The organism is Anabaena sp. UHCC 0399 (assembly GCF_034931465.1).
GTDB classification, from domain to species: Bacteria; Cyanobacteriota; Cyanobacteriia; order Cyanobacteriales; family Nostocaceae; genus Trichormus; species Trichormus minutissimus.
Genome location: NZ_JAYGGZ010000001.1, coordinates 37,695 through 59,530 on the forward strand (window position 1 = coordinate 37,695; position 21,836 = coordinate 59,530).

Sequence of the window (21,836 nt, forward strand, 5' to 3'; positions counted from 1 at the left end):
AAATTTTTTGCTCAATACCCAAAATAACCTAAGACAAATTTATACTTGGGCTTATGATAGGAGTAATGTTAGCAGTTTGACCTCCGTAAAGACCTACGGTATTCACTTAATCTCTATACAATATGTGATGAAAAAGTATTGAGTGCGTTTAAGTAGAACAACTTGAAAAAACCAAACTATGTTAAGTAATGTAAAAAAATTAAGATTGATTTCGTAGTAAGGACTTTAGTCCTTTTTTATTCGCGGAGCGTGTCGTAGACAGAGGCTACGCCAACGCGGAGCGTGTTGTAGACAGACGCTCCGCGTTGTTTGCTTTGCTACGCAACGCTACCGCGCTTCCTGCGGAACACTGCGTGAACGCGTAGCGTATCCGTAGGATTCACCCCGCAGGCGGACACTACAAACCTTTAATGATTTACCCTGTTCTACTTAATTTGGAACTTTGAATTCCTTTAAAGGTTTTTGGCTCAGTGTTAAAGCTACTTTGTAATATGAGTTTATTTGTTGATTCATTACCAAAGAAGATGAACGATGCACCTGTGCAAATAAACTGAAAGTAAATGTTAAGATACCAGCTAAAAATAGTCTTTCTAGCATAGTTTGCACTCCCCACAACTATAAAATAGTTTAAACTCACGTAATACTTAACCGTGATTTATCTTTATCTAAAATATGGGATCACCGACTTAGTGCCAGGATATCCATACCTCAATAATATTTGTTATATATATCGCTAGCGAAGGCAGAAATTACGCAAAAATATGTTTTCTTTGAATACATTGTAAAAGAACCCCAGTTTCTTGAACAGGCTGGGGTTCTCTGTTTGTCAAGCAAACATAATATATCAACCAGGTAAAGATAAGCCTGTGACGGCTATTACACCAGCAATTACACTGGCTACGAGGGAAGATAATGCTGTACCAAATAGCCACCAAGCTGCACTAGCGACGGTTTTTCTAGTTTCTTCGGCTTGTTTTTTAGCTTGCTGTTGCACTGCTTTAATGCGTTTTTGGGCTTCTTGCTGAATCCTTTCGGCGCGTTGCAGTACACTATCTCGCGCCGCTTCTATTTGGTTGATGATGCGGTTAGCGTCTTCTTGGGAGATATCCTCACGGGAACTCAAGATGGCTACTAGGGTATCACGGTCAAATTGACTGAGGCGATCGCGCAATGCTGCAAATCCCACTTGCGGATCATCAAAGACTTTGGCAAAGTCTTGTCTAATACCTTCATAGCTGAGTTCTGGACGTTCTAGGGAATCGAGGTAGTTACGAATCTTGCCAAAAATTTGGTCAATGGCTGACTGGAATTTTTGCTGGATTTGTTGGATTTGCTGGACAATCGAGTTACGTGCTGATTCGATTTGATCAACAATCCGGTTAGCTTCCTCTTCGGAGATATCTTCCCGTTGAGATAATAACGCCACCATTGTGGAACGGTCAAATTTAGAAACGCGATCGCCTAAATTTTCTATTCCCAAGCGAGGGTCTTGCAATAGCAATCCTAAATCCCGTTTAATACCTTCGGGGTTGAGTTCTTCTTTATTGGTGTGACGCAGATAGTTTTCTAGGCTGGCTGCAAAATCTCCCACCCTTTGAGTAGTGCGTTGTGCCAAGCGGCGTGGCGTTCCGATTATATTCCCAATCGCCTCTTGTACTTGGTCAATTGTCTGATTCACTTGCTCTTCGCTCAAGTTCCCCTGTTGGCTGAGGAGTTTAACCAAGGTTTCGCGGTCAACTTGCGCTAGTCTGTCGCGTAATGCTTCCGCACCTTCTCTTGGCTGAGTTAGTAAGGTTTCTAAATCGTGTCTAATCCCTTCGGGGTTGAGTTCTTCTAAATTGGTATTGCGGAGATAGTCACCAATAGCTGTGATAGTGCGATCGTATTGTTCTCTTACTTTTTGCGGTGTTTGTAAAACGTTATCCCGAACAGATTCTAATTGATCAATAATTTGATTGATTTGCTCTTCATTCAAATCTTGACGTTGACTAAGTAGTCTCACAAATGTATCACGGTCAAACTGCGATAAGCGCGATCTAATCTGCCTAATTCCTATTTGGGGATCTTCTAGTAACGCTTGAAAATCGCGTCTAATACCTTCAGGGTTTAACTCATCTTTGTTGGTATTGCGGAGATAGTCCTCAATTCTTTGCCATAGTTGATTAACTTTATTTGTGGCTTGTTCTTGTTGTTCTCTGGCTTGATTGGAGACATCATTGCAGATACTTTCAAGTTGACTAACTATATTATTAGCTTCCTCTTCGCTAAAATCTTGCCGTTGCAAAAGTATCTGTACAAAGGCTTCTCGGTCAAATCCTTGTAAAAGAGTGCTTAAATCTATGGATTGACCATTTAATTCTGTTAACAAGTTGGCAAAATCTCGCCCAATTGCTTCTGGATTCAGTTGCTCTTTACCACTTGCACGTAGATAATTTTCGATGCGGAGACGAACTTGTTGACCTTTTTCAACTCTTTCAGTTTGGCGCACAGTTTCTAGAACTTCCTGGCGAATGCTATCCATCTGTTGAGAGATTTCTGTCACCTTCGCTTCACTAATATCACCCCGTTGTGTCAGCCAGTTGCTAAAGTTATCCGACTGGAGTTGTTCTAGTTGCTGACGGACATTTGTCGGATCTGCTTGGGGGTCATAGATAACTTCAGGGAATTCATCTCTAATAGTGATGCGGTTGAAATGCCAAGGAAAAGAATTCAAGATATAGTCTTTGACATCTGATTTGATGGTGTTATCACTAGGCGCGGGGAATCTCTCAGTTATTTTCTCAGTGGTTTTATCTCTGAGTTGCTGTATTTCGTGGGTGATTTTATCGACATCGATATCTTGAACTTTGTCTTTTAACTTTTGTAGTTGGTTGGTGATTTTATCGACATCAATATCAGCGATATCAACTCGATCTAAGACTGCTGGCATAGCAGCAGCTACACCATATTGTACAGCTTGCTTGATTACACCATTTCTGCCATTACCGTTTTTTCTGCCTACAGTCACTAACTGTTGTAGTCGTTCCCCTAAATCTTCCGATTTTAACTCTTCGGGAGTAGCAGATTGTAACAAATTGATGACTTGTTCTGTAGGGTTGCGGCGAGCAAAGGTTTGTTCCCAAGCTGCGTTTAATTGGTCAGCAATTTGGTTGATATTTTCCTTAGATAGATTGGTGCGACTGCTAACTAAATCTACAAAGGTTTGGCGATTAATATTTTTGAGTAAGTCGCCATCACCAAGTGTTCCCCAATCTACATCACTCAGAATTTTATCAAATTGACTGCGAATGTCTGCTAAATCTAGTTTTGGCAGTGGTAGAGATGCTAAGGAATTTTGCAGGGTATTGGTAATACTTTCAGTATCCAAACCAGCCGTCAATTCTCGCCGGACTGCGGCTGTAATTTCCTCAGCCGTGGAAACTGCTTGTTGTTGTACAGCACCAGCACCAATGGCTGTGGTTGCCGTTCCCATCAACGACTGCAAACCAGAATTGACAGTGCTGATGATAGAACCTAGTAAAGAACCAACTGCGGAAGAACCCAACCACGCTACCAATAAGAAATAGGTAGACCAAATTACAACGCCAATAATAGCTCCTAGCAGCGCACTGTCAATTAAGCTTAGTTTGACTGCTAAAAAACAAGCCCCAAATAAAGCAATACTGGCGGTGATGATTCCCCAAGCACCAACTTTAGCTTCAACTTTGCGAATCTTCCTCCCAAAACTGTCTGACTCCCCATCATCTACATCAGTTCCTAAAGTTGATATTCTGGCAGCTACTGAAAGGTTGGTTAACAATAATTGAAAGGCAATCGCCATTAAAGTGCCAGCTAACAAAGCTACTAGAAACTGAGAACTAGAAAACACAAAAGATGGTTCTACTGGCATTATGACATCTGGCAATCTTGTTGTAGATGCTACACCAAAAGATAACCAAGGTTGTATCGAAATACTTTCCCAAATTTCAAACATAGTATTTTTTCTCTTACGCTCAATAGATTAAATATCCACTTCTTAGAGAATGGCTTATTTGTTAGTCTATTTATTATTTGTAATTGAACTACACTTTCTTAGGTAAGAAGTTTAACTATCAAAGGTTATATCTTCTAGTAACGGGTTTAATGAAAAATCACATTACAACTATTACCAAAACAATCAATATGATACGCATTTGCAAGCGTTTATATTGGTAATTTATTTATATTTTGATTATATTTTTCTAAGGAAATAAGTCTTTTTTTATTGCTTTTGTAATTTTTATGCTTTCAGGGAAATTATCTATCTCTCTTGGTAGAACAGGAAATTATGCCAACAGATTGATGAAAAGAAATATAAAAAAATGTTTATTAGAAGTAATGGCATTCAAAAATTTTCTTTATTTGTGAAAGTGAATTTTTTAATTAGTAATTTTTGTGTTGATTATCGGGAGAAATAAGACATGGTTGTGGGTATACATAGACGCTCTGTAGGTGTGTTCTCTAATCGTCGGGATGCTGAACAGGCACTACATGAATTGAAGCACTCCGGTTTTCCGATGGATAGAGTCTCGGTGATCGCACAAAATGGAGGCCGGGATGATGATCTGGCTGGGACTCCAGTACAGGAGAAAGTAGGCAATAAAGCTGATGAAGGTGCAACAACCGGAGCGATTTCGGGAGGAGTTTTAGGCGGTTTAGGTGGCTTGTTAGTAGGTCTAGGAACTCTAGCAATTCCTGGTATTGGCCCAATCATGCTGGCGGGAGCAACCGCAACGACTCTAGCCACCACCTTAGCGGGAGCTGGTATCGGTGCGGTGGCTGGTGGTTTACTAGGCGCATTGATTGGTTTGGGTATCCCCGAAGAGCGCGCTAGAGTCTACGAAGAGCGTGTACGGCGAGGACACTATTTAGTGATCATCGATGGCACAGATGCAGAAATTGCTCAGGCAGAGGCAATTTTACATCGCCGTGGTATTGAAGAGTACGGCGTGTATAACTCTCCTGATGCACAACGTCCTACTACAAATGTCGCTCGTGTTGAGCCAACCAGTGGTACTACTACATCTATACAAAGAGCTAGACGGGCGATAGGGGTATTTCCTCATCGTCGAGACGCAGAAGTTGCATTAGCCGAATTGCGAAATGCAGGTTTCCCGATGAATCAAGTCTCATTAATTGCTAAAGATACCAACAGTCACGGCACACCAGGCGGAGATAGAGGTATAGGCAATAAAGCAGACGAGGGGGCGAAAGCTGGAGCTGCTACAGGCGGAGTTTTAGGCGGTTTGGGTGGTTTATTAGTCGGTCTGGGTGCGTTAGCAATTCCCGGAATTGGCCCAGTGATTGCAGGTGGTGCAGCCGCAACTGCTTTAGCGACAACTGTAGCGGGTGGTGCTGTAGGTGCAGCAGCCGGGGGAATTGTTGGCGGACTAGTTGGTTTAGGGATTCCTGAAGACCGCGCACGAGTTTATAGCGATCGCTTCCAAAGAGGTGACTACTTAGTAATTGTCGATGGAACAGAAGCACAAATCCACCACGCGGAAACAATCCTCAAACACCGAGGAATTGAAGAATTTGCCGTCTTTGATGCCACCGATTTAGACGCGGAACGCCACCACCGTCAAGGTTTAGAACGGGCGAGACACGAAGATATTGTTCGGACTGAAAAACCAGTTACAGGCGATCGACATGATCCTGCGGTAGTGATTGTTGACCGCAGGGAAGAACGAATTTAACCCCCTTAATCTCCCTAATCCAGTTCCCTCCCCTACCCTTCGGAAAGCCGCTTCGCATCTAGTGCAAGGGGAGGATTAGGGTGGGGTAAAACCTAGAGTTTCAAGCTATTTCCCACTTGTTAAGCAAGTCTACCCTTTTCATATTTACCTCCAGAAATAAAGCAATGAACAAGCTCACTCCTCTTTTTATTAGTTGTGTTTTAGTTATTGGTGCGGCGGCTTGTCAAGACACAGCCAGAACAACTGTGACTGCACCAGCACCAGACGAAGCACCACAAGCTCCAACGGCACAAGTAACACAAGAAGCTCAAGAAGATGCTCAAAGTGAAACTCGCAGAAGACAACTAAATGCAGACATTCGCGCCCGTGAAGAACGAAATAATCTGACGGGTGGAGATGCACAGAGAGCCGAAGGTGATTTAGCCAGTGAAGTGCGATCGAAATTGGAGGCTAACATCCCTGATGGTCAATTAACGGTTAATGCCCAAGAAGATGGAATTGTTACTGTTGCCGGAACTGTAAACAATCAAGAGCAGTTATCGAAGATTGAACCTTTGGCAAAAGAAATTAAAGGTGTCACACAGGTAATTGTCAATGCAACCGTTGCGCCGCCAACAAGCTAGAGCTTTTTGAGAAATAAATTACCCTCTTGTGGCATGGGAAATGTAGAATAGTTTTCTTCACCCGTCCCACAAGGGAATCAGGGATGTTTCTTTATTCGGAAGTGTCCTAAATTTGGTGGCTACAGTATTATTTAGGTGTAAATAAATATAGCTAATCATTAAAATAGTCAGTCGTTAGTGTAACTACTTACTTCTAATGATTGACAATTGACAACGCTCATGATTATGTTTATTTACATCTGATCACTTAGAAAAACTGTTTTGATTACCAAAATAGAAAAATTATGGAAACCGAACAAAAGCAACCGGAATCCTTAAATGCCACTTTACCACAAGGCACAATAGCACTACCAGAGGCACAAAATGGTAACTTACCTAAGCTACCACCTGCAACTGACAGCAATGCCCAGTGGCAACAAACTGCCAAACAAGTAGCAGATTTTTTTGGACAATTCCCTGAATATTTAGGGAGTTTTTATCAAAAATATAAGCAGCCCATTGTTACTGTTTTGCTAATTTTATCGCTTGTAGTGACACTGAAGGTCTTACTAGCTTTAATAGATGCAATCAATGATATCCCGCTTTTATCACCTCTTTTTGAAGTGATTGGAATTAGTTACTCAACCTGGTTTATTTTCCGTTATCTTATTAAGTCTTCAACTCGCCAAGAACTAGTATCTGAAGTTAATTCACTGAAAAATCAATTTTTTGGTGGATAAATTCTCTAACATTAAGTTCTTCTTACATGCGGTAGCAATCATATTTAGTTTTTGAGTATGGCTGCAATTCACAATCCCGGTTTCTCACAGAGATCGGGATTCTTAGTTTTTAGCAATCATTTAGATTTTCAACTCTCATTTATACTGATTTGAATATACCGCAAGGAATAAATAAATATAGAAAGTTAATTTTAAATTACTACTAAAGGTAGTAGATTTATCGTTATCAAAATTTTAATATTGTTCTCGAAGTTTTAACAGTTTTTTTTAACGAGGACATATTTATGGCTAGTGAAAAAAATAGAGGTATAGATTCATCTGAACGCGCAGAAGTAGATACATATGATAGAGGAATTGTCCCTGCTGAAACTGCTGCTCGCAAAGAAAGAGAAGGTGATTTATACAAAACACTGCCAACAGAAGAAAGAGAAGCAGATGCACCTACAGATGATCAAACAAATGCTCAAAGTGTTCGCACTACAGATGGTTATACAGTAGATAAAGAAGGTTTGTTAAATAACTACGCAGTTGAACCGGAAATGTATTACGAAGTTCCTGGTGATGCGAGAAAAGAAGCAGAACAAGACACCTCAGAACGTATGCAAGAATTAGCCGAAGTTAATGAAGATAAAGAAGGTGAATTAACCGAAAAAAGTGATAGAAGAGGTAAAGGAACAGGTTTAATTTAGGGTGTAAAGACGTTGCAATGCAACGTCTCCATAGGCGTTCTGAGTTTTGCAAATCATCTATTAGGGCTAAGTGGTAAATGTTTAATCGGCACTTTAACTACTGGTATTTTGTGAAAGTATTCACGAGAATAGTAATTTTGCCGACCACTATTATCTAAAAATTGCGTATAGCTTTGTAGCATGATTTGTTTACCAGCATAGCCTAAACCTAAAAAAGTATTAGCAAAGCCCTTATTGTAATTAGCCGAACCATAACTATGATTAGTATCTTGGACATTAACACCATAGGTAGCTAATTGTGTAGTACCCCAATTGCAATCTGTAGGATGGCATTGACCAAACACGCGAATATTTAACGTGTTCCTACCAGCAGAAGTAATCACTAAGCGAGTAATACCGCGAGTATTGGCATCTTTATTGACCCAAGTCCCAACAAAATCGCCAGGTGCAGCTAAAGTAGGACTGGCAAAAGCAGCAGTTAAAGCTATACTTGCAGCAGCAAGACTTAAAGCAGTTTTCATCATTGTAGTAATACTCCATTAATAGTATTTTATTGCTTTAATTTTTGATAGATAAACCCTGATATTGGGGATTTTATTTAGATAAACTCGGTGTGCCAAAATTCTTAGTTCCTAATTTTGAATTTTGAATTGTTTATCGCCACTTTTCACTCCAAGCACCTGTAACATCAATACCCCCAGGAACAGGCGTTAACTTCAATGAACCCCAACCAAAGGTGTTACAAATTGTGCCGAAGTTAGTACCACAAATATCACCAGCACCGTAACCATTTAAAGAACGAGTTCCTAGATGGGAATAAGTAGAACCTTCCCAATTACCATTACCAAACCAAGTGGTGTTTTTCAGACCACTCCGCAGAACACAACGCAAGCCATCACCTCTACGACTACCTGAAAGGTCAGATACTTGGTATTCATCAAAATATCCACCACAGGTTTTTGGTCTGGGTAAAGGTTTGTAATTAGTGCTGTTAACTAATTGCCATTCTTCATTCCATGCACCAGTAACACGAATTGTTGAACCACCACCCAAGACTTGTACACTTAAATTTCCAGGGAAGTTACCGTTAAAATATTCACCATTCCCGTGCATATCAGCAGCAAAACCAACCAAATTGCGGCCTCTGTAGATGGCTTGTCCGACGTGGCGATAGGTTGAACCGCCCCAATTTCCTTCGCCATACCAAGCCAATCGAGGAATTGCTGTTCCTGGTTTACCTTGGCTAAATTTGACGCAACGGATACCAATACCCTGACTATCATTAAGAGATTTGACAACGTAAGTTCGCAGATGCGCGCCACAATTAAAATTTTGTTTTTGAACTAGCTGGAAGTTTTGGAGTCTTGGTACTTGGGCTAAAGCTGTAGTTGCTGTAGTTAAGGCTACCATGCCCCCAAGTGTTAAAGATTTAAGTCCTAGACGAAACATGATACTTTTTCCTTATAGTAAAGTGTGTGCAGGTGTTGTTGAACACCTTCTGTTGTCCTCTAGGTCGGCTTCTAGTTTTTTATGCAACCTCGGCAAAGCATCATTGAAATTTTTTCAACTTTTGTGCAGTTCGATGCCGATCGCTTCAGTCGGTGGGCGATGGAATCGCGCTTGCGTCGCAGCATTCAAAGTTGTCTCCACCAAACCCCCAAGGAAACTTCGGAACACTTTTGGGCGTTGTATTGGTATAAGTTTTTGCAAATTCCCGAAACTCAATCCTTAGCCAAGCAACATCTGATGGCTTATCTGCAAGAACCTTGTTATTGGACATCCCAAAAAACAGCCGCTAGTCTTACTAGTACGCAGTACAAGCTGTCAGATTGTTTTCAAGTGGCGATCGCCCAAGTTGATCGAGTCCTCAAAGGGTTTAATCCCAGTCAAACTAGCACTCTAAAAAACTACGCTAGCATTATTTTTGGTAGTGCGATTCGGGAAACCCTACGCCAACGCCAGGAAGTTGATATCTGCACTGATTGGGGTCTGTTACGCAAAATCAGCCAAAAGCGGTTGGAGGAATCTTTGCAAAATGCTGGTTTGTCCCCAACAGAAATTAGGGCTTACATCCAAGCATGGAGTTGTTTTAAAACTCTGTATGTGCCTACAAAAGCGGCTAACTCGCGCCAATTATCTCCCCCAGATGATGCAACCTGGGAGGCGATCGCTAAAGCTTACAACTCCCAAAGCACACAATCAACTAACCCCCAAACCCTAGAGAAATGGTTATTGAGTGCGGCTAAGGCTGCACGCAAATATCTGTATCCCAACCCAGACTCTCTGAATGTTACTAAGGGTAGTGATGATTCCTTTGAGATGTTAGATAATCTCCCTGGTACAGAACAGCCATCTTTAATTCAAGAAATTATTATCCAGGAAGAAGAACAAGCCAGAAATTCGCAACAAGCAGAAATCAATCAAGCATTAGTGAAGGCAATTTCTCAACTAGATGCGCAATTGCAAGAAATTTTAGTTTTATACTACGGTCAAAAGCTGAATCAGGATGCGATCGCTCAACAATTAGACATCAAGCAATATACCGTTTCCCGACGACTCAGCAAAACTAAAGAAACGTTATTGCGATCGCTAGCAACCTGGAGTCAAGATACACTGCATATTTCCCTGACACCAGACATACTAAAGGGTATGAGTACGTTGATAGAAGACTGGCTACAGAACTACTACAATGCCTCGCACCCCTAAACTATGCTAAAACAGTCGAAAATTGATTATTAAGATTTGTAGATTTTTACGTCTGTTCGAGAAATAGCTAATTATCCAAAAAATTCTTAATTTTGAATTTTGTAGGCGCAAGACTTGCCACAGGCTATTTTGAATTTTGAATTGATCCCCCCGGAGTGTCCCTCATGACTGCTAACCCTACTGTATTCACCTTTGCTGACTCAACAGACTTGATTTTAGAAGTTCCTAATTATCCCCAAAATCAAGTAAATATAGCTGCTAGTCAGTCGTTTTCACATCCCAGTTCCTGGTATCAAGCCTATTTAAATGAAATTTGCTTGAGTGCAGTCTTGCCGTGGTTGCAAGAAGATTTTACACGCCAAGCAAAAGTTTGGCCTTATACCAATTCTCTAGCCAGCATTTGGGAACTGGTAAATGGAACTGCCGTCACTTTAGACGTAACTAAATTTATTTTAGTTCCCAGTGAAAATATTGATTTAAGTGAATTACGTGTACCTCAAGAATGGGTAGATTTACCAAGTTGGGTGGGGGATTATTATTTAGCGGTGCAAGTAGAACCGGATGCAGGCTACGTTAGGGTTTGGGGTTACTGTAGTCACGCACAACTGAAAAATCAAGGTAAATATGACGCAGGCGATCGCACTTATACTTTAGATGCGAGTGATATAACCACTGACATCAGTGTGTTACCTGTGGAATTACAATTTTGTTCCCAGACAGCCACACGCAGCCAACTGGCAACTTTACCTACCTTACCTCTAGCCCAAGTTCAAAACTTAATTACCCGTTTAGGAAACCCCGAAGTTATTACCCCCCGGTTAGCCGTCCCTTTTGAATTGTGGGGGGGACTGATGGAACATGGAGGCTGGCGCAAAAGCCTATATGAACGCCGCCTAGGACTACCAGAACAGCGTTCAGTGCTGCAATGGTTGCAAGATGGTGTTTCCCAAACGGCTGAGGCGATAGGTTGGGGAAAATTGAACTTACAATTAAGTGCAGCTGGCGCGAGGAGTGTAGAAGGAATACAACCAGGAGCAACATTATCTCGTAGATTAGCGATCGCCGGTCAAACCTACGAACTATTAATTTCACCCCAAGGCGAACCAGAAGAACCATCTTGGCGGTTTGAATTACGCAATGCAACAGTCGGCGCAGTCATTCCTGGCGGCTTTAAACTGAGACTCCTCACAGAAGACTTACAACCATTTCCCAATAATGAAGATATAGCCACAACCGCCGTAGAACAACTTTACGTTGAAGTTGCCCTAGATGCTGGCGAAGGTATAGTTTGGGAAGTAGAACCCCTACCAGAAAATTATGACCAAGAAATTTTAAGATTCTAAGCTGTTGGGAGTCTTTTTTTATTGATAATGTGGATAAATATTCTTTCTCTGTCCACATGAGATTACAAGCTATGAGAGAACAATACAACCAACAAATGCGTGTCTGGGCTATGTTGTGTCATCTCTCAGCATTGTTAGCATGGATACTATTATTTGCCTTAATTTTATCGGGTATTCCTTTATTTATACCCCTAAACATCGCTGCCCCGCTCATCATTTGGCAAATAAGAAAAATAAAATATCCCTGGGTTAACTTTCAAGGAAAAGAATCTTTAAATTTTCAAATTACATTAACTTTTTATATTGTAATTATTATCATGATTTCTTTACTACTAGTGCTAGCTAGTTGTGGTATTGCATTAGCTACGAATGGTGAAATCAATCAAGTAAATACAGTTTTAGACAGCTTATTATTTATTTGGATGTCTTTCATTATCGCCCTATTTTTATTACAATTATTCCTAGTAACCTTCGCTGCCACCAAAGCATATAACGGCGAACATTACCGCTATCCCTTTACCATGCGACTTTTAAAGTAATAATCTTGCTTCACACATACTGCAAGGCAGAACCCCCAGAGTAGGCAAGTATCATCTAGGTTTACCATTAGCTAATAATCCCAACCCATACCGCATTCATGCAACGCCGAAGAAAAAACTCCTCTTTCTCTCTGCGCCTCTGCGTGAGATAATCATACTCTTATTCAACCCAGCCAAAATTTATAATTAGTAAGAGTAATGACTTTAGAATCACAAAATAAAATTGGTGTAGCAATTGTCGGGACTGGATTCGGTCAAAAAGTCCACATTCCCGCATTTCAAGCCCATCATCGTACAGAAATAGTTGCTATTTATCACCGCGATATTAATAAAGCCAAAGCCATTGCCGAAGCTAATAATATTCCCCACGCGTGCGACACAATTGCTCATATTCTAGCCTTACCAACAGTACAAGCAGTTAGCATCTCAACACCGCCCTTTCTTCATTACGAAATGGCAAAACAAGTATTACAAGCAGGGAAACATTTACTACTAGAAAAGCCCGTAACATTAAATTTTGCTGAAGCCAAAGAACTGTATCAATTAGCCCAAAAACAAAGTGTAATTGCTACCGTAGACTTTGAATTTCGCTTTGTCCCAGCCTGGCAACTTTTCGCTGAATTATTGACATCAGACTATGTAGGCAACCAACGCCTAATTAAAATTGATTGGTTAGGTTCTTCCCGTGCTGACACTTCCCGCCCGTGGAATTGGTATTCCTCTCAAGAGAAAGGAGGCGGTGCATTGGGTTCTTTAGGTTCTCACGCCTTCGATTACATTTATTGGTTATTTGGCCCAGTCAAGAGATTAAACGCCCATTTGACTACTGCTATTCCCGCGCGAGTTGAACCTGCTAGCGGTGAATTAAAGCCAGTAGAGACAGATGACACCTGTTTGCTGTCCTTAGAATTAGCCAACGGTACACCTTGCCAAGTTGCTATCAGTGCCGTAGTTCATGCTTCCCGGACACATTCGGTAGAAGTGTATGGCGATCGCGGTACTCTAATCATAGGCAGCGACAACCAAAAAGATTACATACATGGCTTTAACGTCTGGGGTTCTCACCCAGGCCAACCCCTCCAAGAAATCGAAATTCCCCAAAGATTACTATTCCCCCAACATTACCCTGATGGACGCATTTGTGCATTTTTGCGAGTAATTAATCAATGGGTACAAGGAATTGATACTAAGCAACAAACAATACCATCCCTAAAAGAAGGCGTTTACTCACAGTTATTAATGGATTTATCCCATCAATCCCATCACACCTCAAGCTGGGTAGAAGTGCCAAATTTCACTTAAAAATACTCCGTTCACCTCCGCGCTCCTCCGCGTTTAAACATCTACATTTAGCTGTTCTATATGCCTAGCAGCTTTCTCCCACAGCTTTGCTGTAATCTCATCCTGCCAATGACTTCTGAGATTTTCAGCTTTCTTGTGGCATATGCGCTCTAACATCTCTAGAATTGCAGCTAATGTCAACTTATCTATTAACGCTTCTAAAACATCCATATCATCTTTTTTCATCATACTCACTCGGTAGGCATCCTTGATTTATCTCTCTTTCTTAAACTTACGAGAAAAGATTGAAGAACTTGTGAGGAGATACTTAGGAATTATGATGACATCTTCGCTGCAATATCCGCCGGCTTACCAAAATAGAGAGAACTTGTAACCAATAAATCTACCCCAGTGGCGGCATATTCCTGGACATTATTGAGTGTAATACCGCCGGCTGCTGCCAGTTTAATATCAGGATACCGTTGTTTAAGATTCTGGGCTAGCTCCTTGAGTGTACCCAATGGCATCTTATCAAGTTGGATGATATCAACTCCACTTGCAGCCACTACCAAAGCATCTTCTACAGTTTCCACTTCAATACAGATTTTATGTTCTTGAAATCGCTGCTTCAGGGAAGTTATCTGTTCCAGCAATCCAGACAGACCCCCCATATAGACTAAATGCTGCTTGAAAATCAGAATACTTTCCGAGAGTCCCAGGCGATGAGGTAGCGCACCACCCGCAACGATCGCCTTCATCATTAATGCTCTAGTTCCTGGAAATACCTTGCGCGTAGTCACAACAGAAATAGCCGGATTGACTGTTTTTGCCGCCTTCACAAATTCATCGGTGCGCGTGGCTATTCCTGAAGTATATTCCAGCAAATTTAATGCTATTCTCCAGGCAATGTGTAGAGATTCTGCACTACCTGTAGCTGCCAAAATTAATTGATCTGCCTCTAAATAAGTACCACTTTCTACAGAGAAATAGGCGATCGCTCCACACTGCTGCATCACCCTCACCGCTTCTTCCGTAGCGCAGACAGTCATGGGGTGGCGAGTATAAAATTCTATTTTTCCCTGTTCCTTACCAATACCCAGTCCCAAAGTTGTCAAGTCAAAATAGGGAACATCTTCAGCAATTAAATTGGTAATTGCCTCGTCAGACAAACAAATACGCATAGTAGGCTTTAATGATGGCTTGTGGAGGAAGGGAACAATTTGCGCCGATGTACTTAATCTCAAATTTAGACCTATTGAACCCATTTCTTCACTTTATTCTCAGTCCGAGTTCAGCGTCTGTGCTGTTTTTTATTTTTTGATAATTTATATGCAGTTATGTAGGCGAATAATTTTTGTTACTTTTCTTAACAAGATTTTTGGGCAAAAGTGCTGTTAGAGTAGTCCGTGCTGAGTTAAATTTTGTACTGGCTAGTTACTTCTGCCTGTTTTTACCAGGTTGATAATATTGCCAACCTATAAACTTGGCACTAACATAAACAATACCTTCGCCAAAATTTAGAATCATTAGCTGTAAAAAAAGCCTAAATCGTCAAAACTCTAGGGTTTCAACCTATGAAAGTTAGATTGAAATCCATAACTCAAAAGTTTCATGTTACGGAGTCTTCTAACAAAATTAAAAGTATTGAGAAGAACTCAGTAACCAGATAATGATGGTACTTATCCTGAATCAACTGTCCTTCAAAGGATGTTTTAACTTTAAATTTGTTAGCAACATCCCGTAAAATATTTTTAATCTTGAATTGCTTATGCCTTTTTACCGAGTTAATACAAATCAGCAACAATTGCCCAGCTTAAATAAGCTGACAAATGATATACCTCCTCTACTGCGAGATGAGTCTGAAGAAATTGACGCAGATTATGAGGTAATTGAGTCAAGTATATTAATCCGTTCTTTCCCTGAGTGGTACGCTGAACAAGCCCGGCAAATTATGCGGGAATTAAATTTTGATTTGCATTTAGCAGTCTGTGAGGTAGAAATCAAAAATGGTATCAGTGCTAGTTTAGAACCTATACCACAGCCTGAATTACCACCAGATATGACGATTTATAATTTAAATGCCATTTTGGATTCGTAATTAAGTAGGACTTACGCACAAATTACGGAATAACGTTCGCGTAGCGCATACCACAGAGGCGCAGAGAACACAGAGAAATAAGGATTTGAGAGAGTTTTTGCGTAAGTCTTGTTAAGGTTCAAAAAACTATCACTCATAAATAAATAGAACCCCGGTTTCTTAAAGAAACCGGGGTTCTATGGTTGAATTTTAGAGACTTGGCTAGAACAAAAACTAGTTACAACTTAGTCCCGCACTCAGAACAGAAGTTATGATCTGGTAAGTTTTTTGTCCCGCAATGGCTGCAATAGATTGGTTCTACATTTGTTTTTGGTGGTTGCTTGGGTAGACCAATCATCTGAGCATTACTCTTACCAGGAGCTATCATTGGATAGCAGTTTTCGTCTCTGGTGACGTGAACATCCAAAATTACGGGGCTATCGTAGGCTAACATTTGTGCGATCGCATCTTTTAATTGCTCACGCTCAGTTACAATTATCCCCTTAATACCGTAGGCTTGTGCCAACAGTTCAATATTTGGCATCCCTACTTCCATATTTGAGGATGAGTAGCGTTCGCCGTGGAAGGCTTGTTGCCACTGGCGTACCATCCCTTGCCAACCGTTGTTGATAATTATGGTCTTGACATTAATGCCATATTGTGCAGCAGTTCCCAATTCTTGCAAACACATTTGGAAACTAGCATCACCACTAATACAGATGACTTGATCATCAGGAAAAGCTACCTTTGCACCAATAGCCGCAGGTAAACCAAAACCCATCGTTCCCAACCCGGCACTAGAAATCCAGCGTCGAGGGCCATTCTTGAGGAATTGTGCTGCCCACATTTGATGTTGACCAACATCAGTAGTATAGAAAGCGTGGGGTGCTTGGCGACCAACTTCGACAATCACCTCTTGGGGTGCAATGCTGTCAAGATGTTGGGGTACAACTAAGGGGTACTCTTCTCGCCAACGATTGACTAAATTGAGCCATTCTATATTTTGGTTGGGTGTAGTTTTTGCTCCTGCTTGTTTACAGCGACGCAACAAGTCAATTAAAACTCTCCGCACATCACCAACAATGGGTACTTCCGGGACGCGGTTTTTACCGACTTCTGCGGGGTCGATGTCGATGTGAATGACTTTGGCGCGGGAGGCAAATTCATCTAATTTGCTGGTTACGCGGTCATCAAATCTTGCACCCACACAAATCAGCAAATCACAATCTGTCACGGCAAAGTTAGCATAAGCTGTACCGTGCATCCCTAGCATCCCTAAAGACAGGGGATGGTGTTCATCAAAAGCCCCGATACCCATCAAGGTAGTTGTGACGGGGATATTAAATAACTCAGCTAGTTCTTGAATTTCTGCGTGTGCGCCAGAAGCGATCGCACCACCACCGACATACAGTAGAGGACGACGGCTTTCTTGAATTAGTTGAATTGCGGCATTAATTTGCCGGGGATTACCCTTCACCGTTGGACGATAACCCGGTAACTTGACTGTACCTGCTTCTACAGGTACATAGTCAAATTCTTCAAAGGCCACATCTTTAGGTACATCAATTAAAACTGGCCCTGGACGACCTGTACTAGCAATATGAAACGCCTCAGCGACAATGCGTGCCATATCAGCAGGTTCACGCACTACATAGGAGTGTTTGACTATTGGTATAGTAATGCCGTAAATATCTGTCTCTTGGAAAGCATCTGTACCGATCATTTTCCGAGGTACTTGTCCTGTGACAATTACCATTGGAATCGAATCCATGTAAGCCGTAGCGATACCTGTCACCAAGTTAGTCGCCCCAGGGCCAGAAGTACCGAAGCACACACCTACTTTGCCAGTTGCGCGGGCATAACCATCAGCAGCGTGAGCAGCCCCTTGTTCATGCCTGACGAGAATGTGCTTAAGAAGACCATTTTCTGCTACTTTGTACAGGTCATCATAAATCGGCAGAATTGCTCCACCGGGATAGCCGAAAATATACTCAACACCGTGGCGCAGGAGGCTATCCAGTAGCGCAAAGCCACCAGTTGCCCGTTTTGGGGTCACAACTGATGAAGTAGAGCTGGCAGACTGGGTGTGTTGCTCTGTTTGTGAGGGACTAGTCGGGGAAGGCAAGCTCACAGTCACGATCAAACCTCAGAGGATAGCTAAGTTAATCTGGAATTTCTGTATTTAATATGTCAATTTTAGGGTAAAACTTCAACTAAGTTATAACTGAAATTTCTGTCTTTAGAGTGTAGCTGATATATCTGTATCATGCTTAGGAGTGGACTATACAAGATAACCCATGATTTTAGTGTAGGATTACGGCGGGTAATATTAGTTAATTTTCCCTGACTTATGAGGTGACAGGTGACAGGGGACAGGAGACAGGTGATAGGGAAGGAAAAAACCCAATGAATAATCACTAAATCACATCTTGCAAAACTCGACGGGTGTTTTTCCATGCCCAAACGCCGACGGTTGCGACTACAAAACTCATTCCTATTAATACAGTTCTCAAACCTAGAGCATCAGTTAATGGCCCGGTAATAGCTAAAGGTAATGATAGGGCAATGTTCACTGCATGATTTTGGAAGCCGAACACCTTACCATACATGGTAGGTGGTGTTTGGTGTTGAATTAGGGTTTGCATCGGCACACCGATTAAGGAAGCACCTATACCTAACAATGCACAAAGTCCTAAAGCTAGCAAAAGACTGTGAGTAAAAGTGAATACGCCTAAAACCAACGCCATCACCAAAAATCCGATTAGGGGTAGGGGTTTGTGATGAAATTTATCGCCCCAGTGACCTAAAATAGCTGCACCTAACACCATACCTACCCCTGCTGCTGCTAAGAAAAAGCCAAATTGTTTTTCTTTTAACCCGAAATCTGCTGCTAATCTAATTGCCAAAACCATTAAAGCTGCAAATACACAATATAAAGTAGTTAGTTGCAGCATGGCATTCAATACCAGACGATTTTTTTTGAGATAGCGCAAGCCTTCTTTCAAATCAGCCCAAGGATCGATTACTGACCGGCGATCGCTCACAGATTTGTGTTCTGATTTAAAATCTACTAACTGAAAGGCAATTGCTGACACTATATATAACCCACCCACCACGGCTTGTTGACCATAGCCTGCTCCCAACCAAGACTTCGCCAAACTCAATATTGGTTCTCCAATAGCAAAACCGACAATTAAAGCCCCCATCATGGTGCTACTGTACAGAGCATTGGCTGCCATAAAATTTTCTTTCCGTACCAACACAGGAATAGCCGCTTGTTCGGCTGGGGCAAAAAACTGTGCCAAGGCAGAAATCGCAAAAGTCAGGACTAAAAACAACAGAAATTCTTTTGGTGAAAACGCTATTAACAGCACCAATATTGCCTGTAATATATTTGAGCCAACTAGGATGAGCTTTTTAGAGAAGCGGTCAACAAAAATACCACCAGCAGAACCCAATACAATTGCAGGTAGAGTAAATGCCACCATCAAAATTGAGTACATGGAGTTTTCTGCTAAACCAGGAAGCGGTGGGTAATTCTCCAGCAAAGCCACCATTAGGACAAAGAAGACTTTATCTCCTAACTGGGATAACAACTGTCCCATCCACAGGAGCATAAAATTCCGATTTTTTAGCAGTGCGCCAAACCCATTATTGACGGCAGCAGGTTCAGTTGGAAACATGGGTCACTTTGGTATTTTAACTAGGGTAGATGGGGACAAATCAATTCAAAATTCAAAATTCAAAATTCAAAATTAAATAACTGGGGATTAGGGACTGGGGATTGGGGATCGGGGATTGGGGATTATTTACATCCTTTCGGTTACTTTGTTTGCCCTATTACCTGTCACCTGTCACCTGTCACCTATCACCTGTCACCTACTTCCTTCCTTGGATGATCGTCACTCCTGCCCAATATCCTTTATTTCTCACTCCTGTGTGCTTATACTGTTTTCCGGATTATTTTTCTTCATAACGTTTTAATAATAAATGCAGAAATTCGGCTGCTGTTAGACGGGTTTTTGGGGTGGTAATTTCACCTTGGGAGGAATCTGCCCAACAGCCTTGTACATTTTGGGGCGATCGCCACATGGTTAAATGATCAACTGATGGCTCTGCGTAAAAGTTATCTTGCCCACTACCAAGTAATAATGAACTCCAATGAGTAAAATAATCATGGCTAAGACGATGAATGGGAAAATTTCCCCATAATGGTACTCCCCATCCGTCGATAGCAATAAAGGCTTGGACATGACCTCCCATAATTTGCCATTGTGTAGCAGCCGCGATCGCTCCAACTACACCAGCACTGAAGCTGACGAATATAACTGGCGATTCTAGCCTATTGTGCAGGCGATCGTGCAGAAACTGCCAAATATGAAATCCTGATAAAGCTAAAACCCCCTCCACTGGCACAACTAATATATTGTTTCTATCTTGACTGCACCCTGAAATAAAGCTTTCAGTTAATTCTGTCTCATGGATTCCAGGGCAAATAATTATAGTCATTAGTTAATAGTCATTAGTCAATGAGCATTGAGCATTGGGCGACTCAATAAGTGGATTTTGGATTGAGTTTCAATCTAAAACCGTCTTGAAAAGTTGAGCCACTGCGTTGGTGTTCGCAAAGCGTCCCATAGGAAAGGGGGTTTCGCCCAAAAGGAACTGCCGAAAGGGTTTATCGGCTTGTAGCAAGTGGCGTTCCTAGGTTGGGAAACCCGCCTACAGAACTTTCCGCAAAATCTAAAATCCCCATCCTGTCACCTGTCACCTGTCACCTGTCACCTGTCACCTGTCACCTATCACCTTCTCCCCAGTTTCCATTCTTTAACCCTCTTTAACACTCGGTATCAAGTAATAACACTAGTATGTCTTTTGATGTATTATTATCAATTTTGTGGTTATCCCATCCCCCTGGATGGGATAATAGTTTATTAATTAGAGTGAACTCCAGCTTTGTCATAGCTGCTGATTTGGCTCTGAATTCTGGTTTATATTGAGGAACTCATTGTGGTTGCCACGCCGGAAAAATTACAAAACACCCAGGAACATTTATCAACTCACGACCGAGTAGCAGTGTTGCTCATGGGGTATGGTGAAGTCGAAAGCTACGAAGATTTCGCCAACTACAACGAACAAGCTTTAAATCTACTTACAGCAAAATTTGCACCTGTACCAACCTGGATTTATCCACCTTTAGCAAAATTATTGGCATTATTTGACCGCCACGAGTGGGGACACCAGCACCACGATTTTATCTCTCCCCACAATGCCATCTTTGAAAAGCAACGCGCTGGTCTTGAACAAGAATTACAAGCTCAATGGGGTAATAGCATCCAAGTTTTCAAAGCTTTTAATTTTTGCGCTCCGTTTTTACCACAACAAGTTCTCGCAGAAATTAAAGCCCAAGGCTTTGATAAAATTCTGATTTACCCGCTACTGGTGGTTGATTCTATCTTCACTAGTGGGATTGCGATCGAGCAAGTTAATAAAGCTCTAGCGGAAATGACTGATGGTGACAACCATTGGGTCAAAGGACTGCGTTATATTCCGTCTTTTTATAATGAGCCGAAATATATTCATTTGATGGCGCATCTAGTTGAAGAGAAAATTAACGCTGATTTAGCAGCAACCTATTTACCTTCTCAAATCGGTATTGTATTGATGAATCATGGGTGTCCTCATAAAGCCAAAGGATTCACCTCCGGTATTACCGAAAGTCAAGCATTGTATGATTTGGTGCGGGATGAGTTAATCAATCGCTATCCTTTAATTTCGGTAGGTTGGCTGAATCACGACACACCATTAATTGAATGGACACAACCAAATGCAACACAAGCAGCCAATAACTTGATTCAATTGGGTGCAAAAGCAATAATCTTTATGCCTATTGGTTTTGCCACAGAAAACCACGAAACTTTATTGGATGTACACCACATCATTCATGCTTTAGAGAAAAAGTATCCCGATGTGGATTATGTACAAATGTCTTGTGTTAACGACCATCCAGAGTTTTTGGCAATGGTTGCACAATGGGCAAGTAGTCATATTGCTGAGTTACAAAATCAGCAGGCAGTCACTGTAAATCCACAGGTAACTACTAATCATCATCACCATCACCATCACTAAATCGGATGGTAAAAAG

At 41.5% G+C, this 21,836-nt stretch carries 18 protein-coding genes; 10 read left to right on the top strand and 8 right to left on the bottom strand.

Features of this window, described 5'->3' with window-relative positions:
* Positions 1-844 precede the first annotated feature (844 nt).
* On the bottom strand, positions 845-3,973 hold the full coding sequence (locus VB693_RS00175; RefSeq protein WP_323264536.1) for an MFS transporter: 3,129 nt from the start codon (positions 3,971-3,973) through the stop codon (positions 845-847).
* A 466-nt stretch (positions 3,974-4,439) separates the two neighbouring features.
* Here VB693_RS00175 and VB693_RS00180 point away from each other — a divergent pair, with 466 nt between their 5' ends.
* The 4 genes from VB693_RS00180 (at position 4,440) to VB693_RS00195 (ending at position 7,745) form a co-directional block, all read left to right on the top strand.
* A complete protein-coding gene (locus VB693_RS00180) occupies positions 4,440-5,714 on the top strand; it encodes a general stress protein (RefSeq protein ID WP_323264537.1) in 1,275 nt (424 codons plus the stop codon).
* Between the two features lie 164 nt (positions 5,715-5,878).
* Positions 5,879-6,337 carry a BON domain-containing protein gene (locus VB693_RS00185; protein WP_323264538.1) on the top strand — a complete coding sequence of 153 codons (459 nt, stop codon included), beginning with the start codon at positions 5,879-5,881 and terminating at the stop codon, positions 6,335-6,337.
* A gap of 284 nt (positions 6,338-6,621) precedes the next feature.
* Entirely contained in the window at positions 6,622-7,056 is a 435-nt protein-coding gene (locus VB693_RS00190) for a CAAD domain-containing protein (RefSeq protein WP_323264539.1), read from the top strand.
* A gap of 284 nt (positions 7,057-7,340) precedes the next feature.
* Positions 7,341-7,745: a hypothetical protein gene (locus VB693_RS00195; RefSeq protein WP_323264540.1), complete on the top strand. Its 405-nt coding sequence runs from the start codon at positions 7,341-7,343 to the stop codon at positions 7,743-7,745.
* 53 nt (positions 7,746-7,798) lie between these two features.
* Here the strand turns inward: VB693_RS00195 and VB693_RS00200 are convergent, their stop codons facing one another.
* Positions 7,799-8,269, bottom strand: a complete 471-nt coding sequence (locus VB693_RS00200) for a hypothetical protein (protein ID WP_323264541.1) — start codon at positions 8,267-8,269, stop codon at positions 7,799-7,801.
* A 130-nt stretch (positions 8,270-8,399) separates the two neighbouring features.
* Positions 8,400-9,194, bottom strand: a complete 795-nt coding sequence (locus tag VB693_RS00205) for a hypothetical protein (protein WP_323264542.1) — start codon at positions 9,192-9,194, stop codon at positions 8,400-8,402.
* An 81-nt stretch (positions 9,195-9,275) separates the two neighbouring features.
* Between VB693_RS00205 and VB693_RS00210 the strand changes: the two genes are divergently transcribed.
* The 4 genes from VB693_RS00210 to VB693_RS00225 all read left to right on the top strand — a co-directional run bounded on the left by VB693_RS00210 (position 9,276) and on the right by VB693_RS00225 (position 13,635).
* A complete protein-coding gene (locus VB693_RS00210) occupies positions 9,276-10,451 on the top strand; it encodes a sigma-70 family RNA polymerase sigma factor (RefSeq protein WP_323264543.1) in 1,176 nt (391 codons plus the stop codon).
* 164 nt (positions 10,452-10,615) lie between these two features.
* Positions 10,616-11,794, top strand: coding sequence for a DUF1822 family protein (locus VB693_RS00215; RefSeq protein WP_323264544.1), 1,179 nt, complete (start codon positions 10,616-10,618; stop codon positions 11,792-11,794).
* A 71-nt stretch (positions 11,795-11,865) separates the two neighbouring features.
* Positions 11,866-12,333, top strand: coding sequence for a DUF4870 domain-containing protein (locus VB693_RS00220; protein ID WP_190699969.1), 468 nt, complete (start codon positions 11,866-11,868; stop codon positions 12,331-12,333).
* Positions 12,334-12,531: 198 nt separating this feature from the next.
* Positions 12,532-13,635, top strand: a complete 1,104-nt coding sequence (locus tag VB693_RS00225) for a Gfo/Idh/MocA family oxidoreductase (RefSeq protein ID WP_323264545.1) — start codon at positions 12,532-12,534, stop codon at positions 13,633-13,635.
* Between the two features lie 33 nt (positions 13,636-13,668).
* Here VB693_RS00225 and VB693_RS00230 read toward each other — a convergent pair whose 3' ends face one another.
* A complete protein-coding gene (locus VB693_RS00230; protein ID WP_190699975.1) occupies positions 13,669-13,860 on the bottom strand; it encodes a hypothetical protein in 192 nt (63 codons plus the stop codon).
* A gap of 89 nt (positions 13,861-13,949) precedes the next feature.
* On the bottom strand, positions 13,950-14,879 hold the full coding sequence (gene modD / locus VB693_RS00235) for a ModD protein (protein ID WP_323264546.1): 930 nt from the start codon (positions 14,877-14,879) through the stop codon (positions 13,950-13,952).
* A gap of 503 nt (positions 14,880-15,382) precedes the next feature.
* Here modD and VB693_RS00240 point away from each other — a divergent pair.
* A complete protein-coding gene (locus VB693_RS00240) occupies positions 15,383-15,712 on the top strand; it encodes a hypothetical protein (RefSeq protein WP_190699978.1) in 330 nt (109 codons plus the stop codon).
* Positions 15,713-15,929: 217 nt separating this feature from the next.
* On the opposite strand, the gene ilvB is transcribed toward VB693_RS00240, so the two are convergent.
* The 3 genes from ilvB to VB693_RS00255 form a co-directional block, all read right to left on the bottom strand.
* Complete coding sequence (gene ilvB / locus VB693_RS00245) at positions 15,930-17,828, bottom strand: biosynthetic-type acetolactate synthase large subunit (protein WP_323264547.1); 1,899 nt, start codon at positions 17,826-17,828, stop codon at positions 15,930-15,932.
* A 280-nt stretch (positions 17,829-18,108) separates the two neighbouring features.
* On the bottom strand, positions 18,109-19,374 hold the full coding sequence (locus VB693_RS00250) for an MFS transporter (RefSeq protein WP_323264548.1): 1,266 nt from the start codon (positions 19,372-19,374) through the stop codon (positions 18,109-18,111).
* A 277-nt stretch (positions 19,375-19,651) separates the two neighbouring features.
* Positions 19,652-20,200 (bottom strand): hypothetical protein, encoded by a 549-nt coding sequence (locus VB693_RS00255; protein ID WP_323264549.1) that lies wholly within the window; start codon positions 20,198-20,200, stop codon positions 19,652-19,654.
* A 501-nt stretch (positions 20,201-20,701) separates the two neighbouring features.
* Between VB693_RS00255 and VB693_RS00260 the strand changes: the two genes are divergently transcribed.
* Entirely contained in the window at positions 20,702-21,820 is a 1,119-nt protein-coding gene (locus tag VB693_RS00260; RefSeq protein ID WP_323264550.1) for a ferrochelatase, read from the top strand.
* Positions 21,821-21,836: the final 16 nt, after the last annotated feature.

What these genes read in the sequence shown, in the direction of transcription:
- modD (WP_323264546.1), bottom strand. Translation starts at nt 14,879, where the DNA reads ATGGGTTCAATAGGTCTAAATTTGAGATTAAGTACATCGGCGCAAATT.
- VB693_RS00215 (WP_323264544.1), top strand. Translation starts at nt 10,616, where the DNA reads ATGACTGCTAACCCTACTGTATTCACCTTTGCTGACTCAACAGACTTG.
- VB693_RS00210 (WP_323264543.1), top strand. Translation starts at nt 9,276, where the DNA reads ATGCAACCTCGGCAAAGCATCATTGAAATTTTTTCAACTTTTGTGCAG.
- VB693_RS00250 (WP_323264548.1), bottom strand. Translation starts at nt 19,374, where the DNA reads ATGTTTCCAACTGAACCTGCTGCCGTCAATAATGGGTTTGGCGCACTG.
- VB693_RS00240 (WP_190699978.1), top strand. Translation starts at nt 15,383, where the DNA reads ATGCCTTTTTACCGAGTTAATACAAATCAGCAACAATTGCCCAGCTTA.
- VB693_RS00205 (WP_323264542.1), bottom strand. Translation starts at nt 9,194, where the DNA reads ATGTTTCGTCTAGGACTTAAATCTTTAACACTTGGGGGCATGGTAGCC.
- VB693_RS00255 (WP_323264549.1), bottom strand. Translation starts at nt 20,200, where the DNA reads ATGACTATAATTATTTGCCCTGGAATCCATGAGACAGAATTAACTGAA.
- VB693_RS00220 (WP_190699969.1), top strand. Translation starts at nt 11,866, where the DNA reads ATGAGAGAACAATACAACCAACAAATGCGTGTCTGGGCTATGTTGTGT.
- VB693_RS00200 (WP_323264541.1), bottom strand. Translation starts at nt 8,269, where the DNA reads ATGATGAAAACTGCTTTAAGTCTTGCTGCTGCAAGTATAGCTTTAACT.
- VB693_RS00225 (WP_323264545.1), top strand. Translation starts at nt 12,532, where the DNA reads ATGACTTTAGAATCACAAAATAAAATTGGTGTAGCAATTGTCGGGACT.
- VB693_RS00175 (WP_323264536.1), bottom strand. Translation starts at nt 3,973, where the DNA reads ATGTTTGAAATTTGGGAAAGTATTTCGATACAACCTTGGTTATCTTTT.
- VB693_RS00180 (WP_323264537.1), top strand. Translation starts at nt 4,440, where the DNA reads ATGGTTGTGGGTATACATAGACGCTCTGTAGGTGTGTTCTCTAATCGT.
- VB693_RS00190 (WP_323264539.1), top strand. Translation starts at nt 6,622, where the DNA reads ATGGAAACCGAACAAAAGCAACCGGAATCCTTAAATGCCACTTTACCA.
- VB693_RS00185 (WP_323264538.1), top strand. Translation starts at nt 5,879, where the DNA reads ATGAACAAGCTCACTCCTCTTTTTATTAGTTGTGTTTTAGTTATTGGT.
- VB693_RS00195 (WP_323264540.1), top strand. Translation starts at nt 7,341, where the DNA reads ATGGCTAGTGAAAAAAATAGAGGTATAGATTCATCTGAACGCGCAGAA.
- VB693_RS00230 (WP_190699975.1), bottom strand. Translation starts at nt 13,860, where the DNA reads ATGAAAAAAGATGATATGGATGTTTTAGAAGCGTTAATAGATAAGTTG.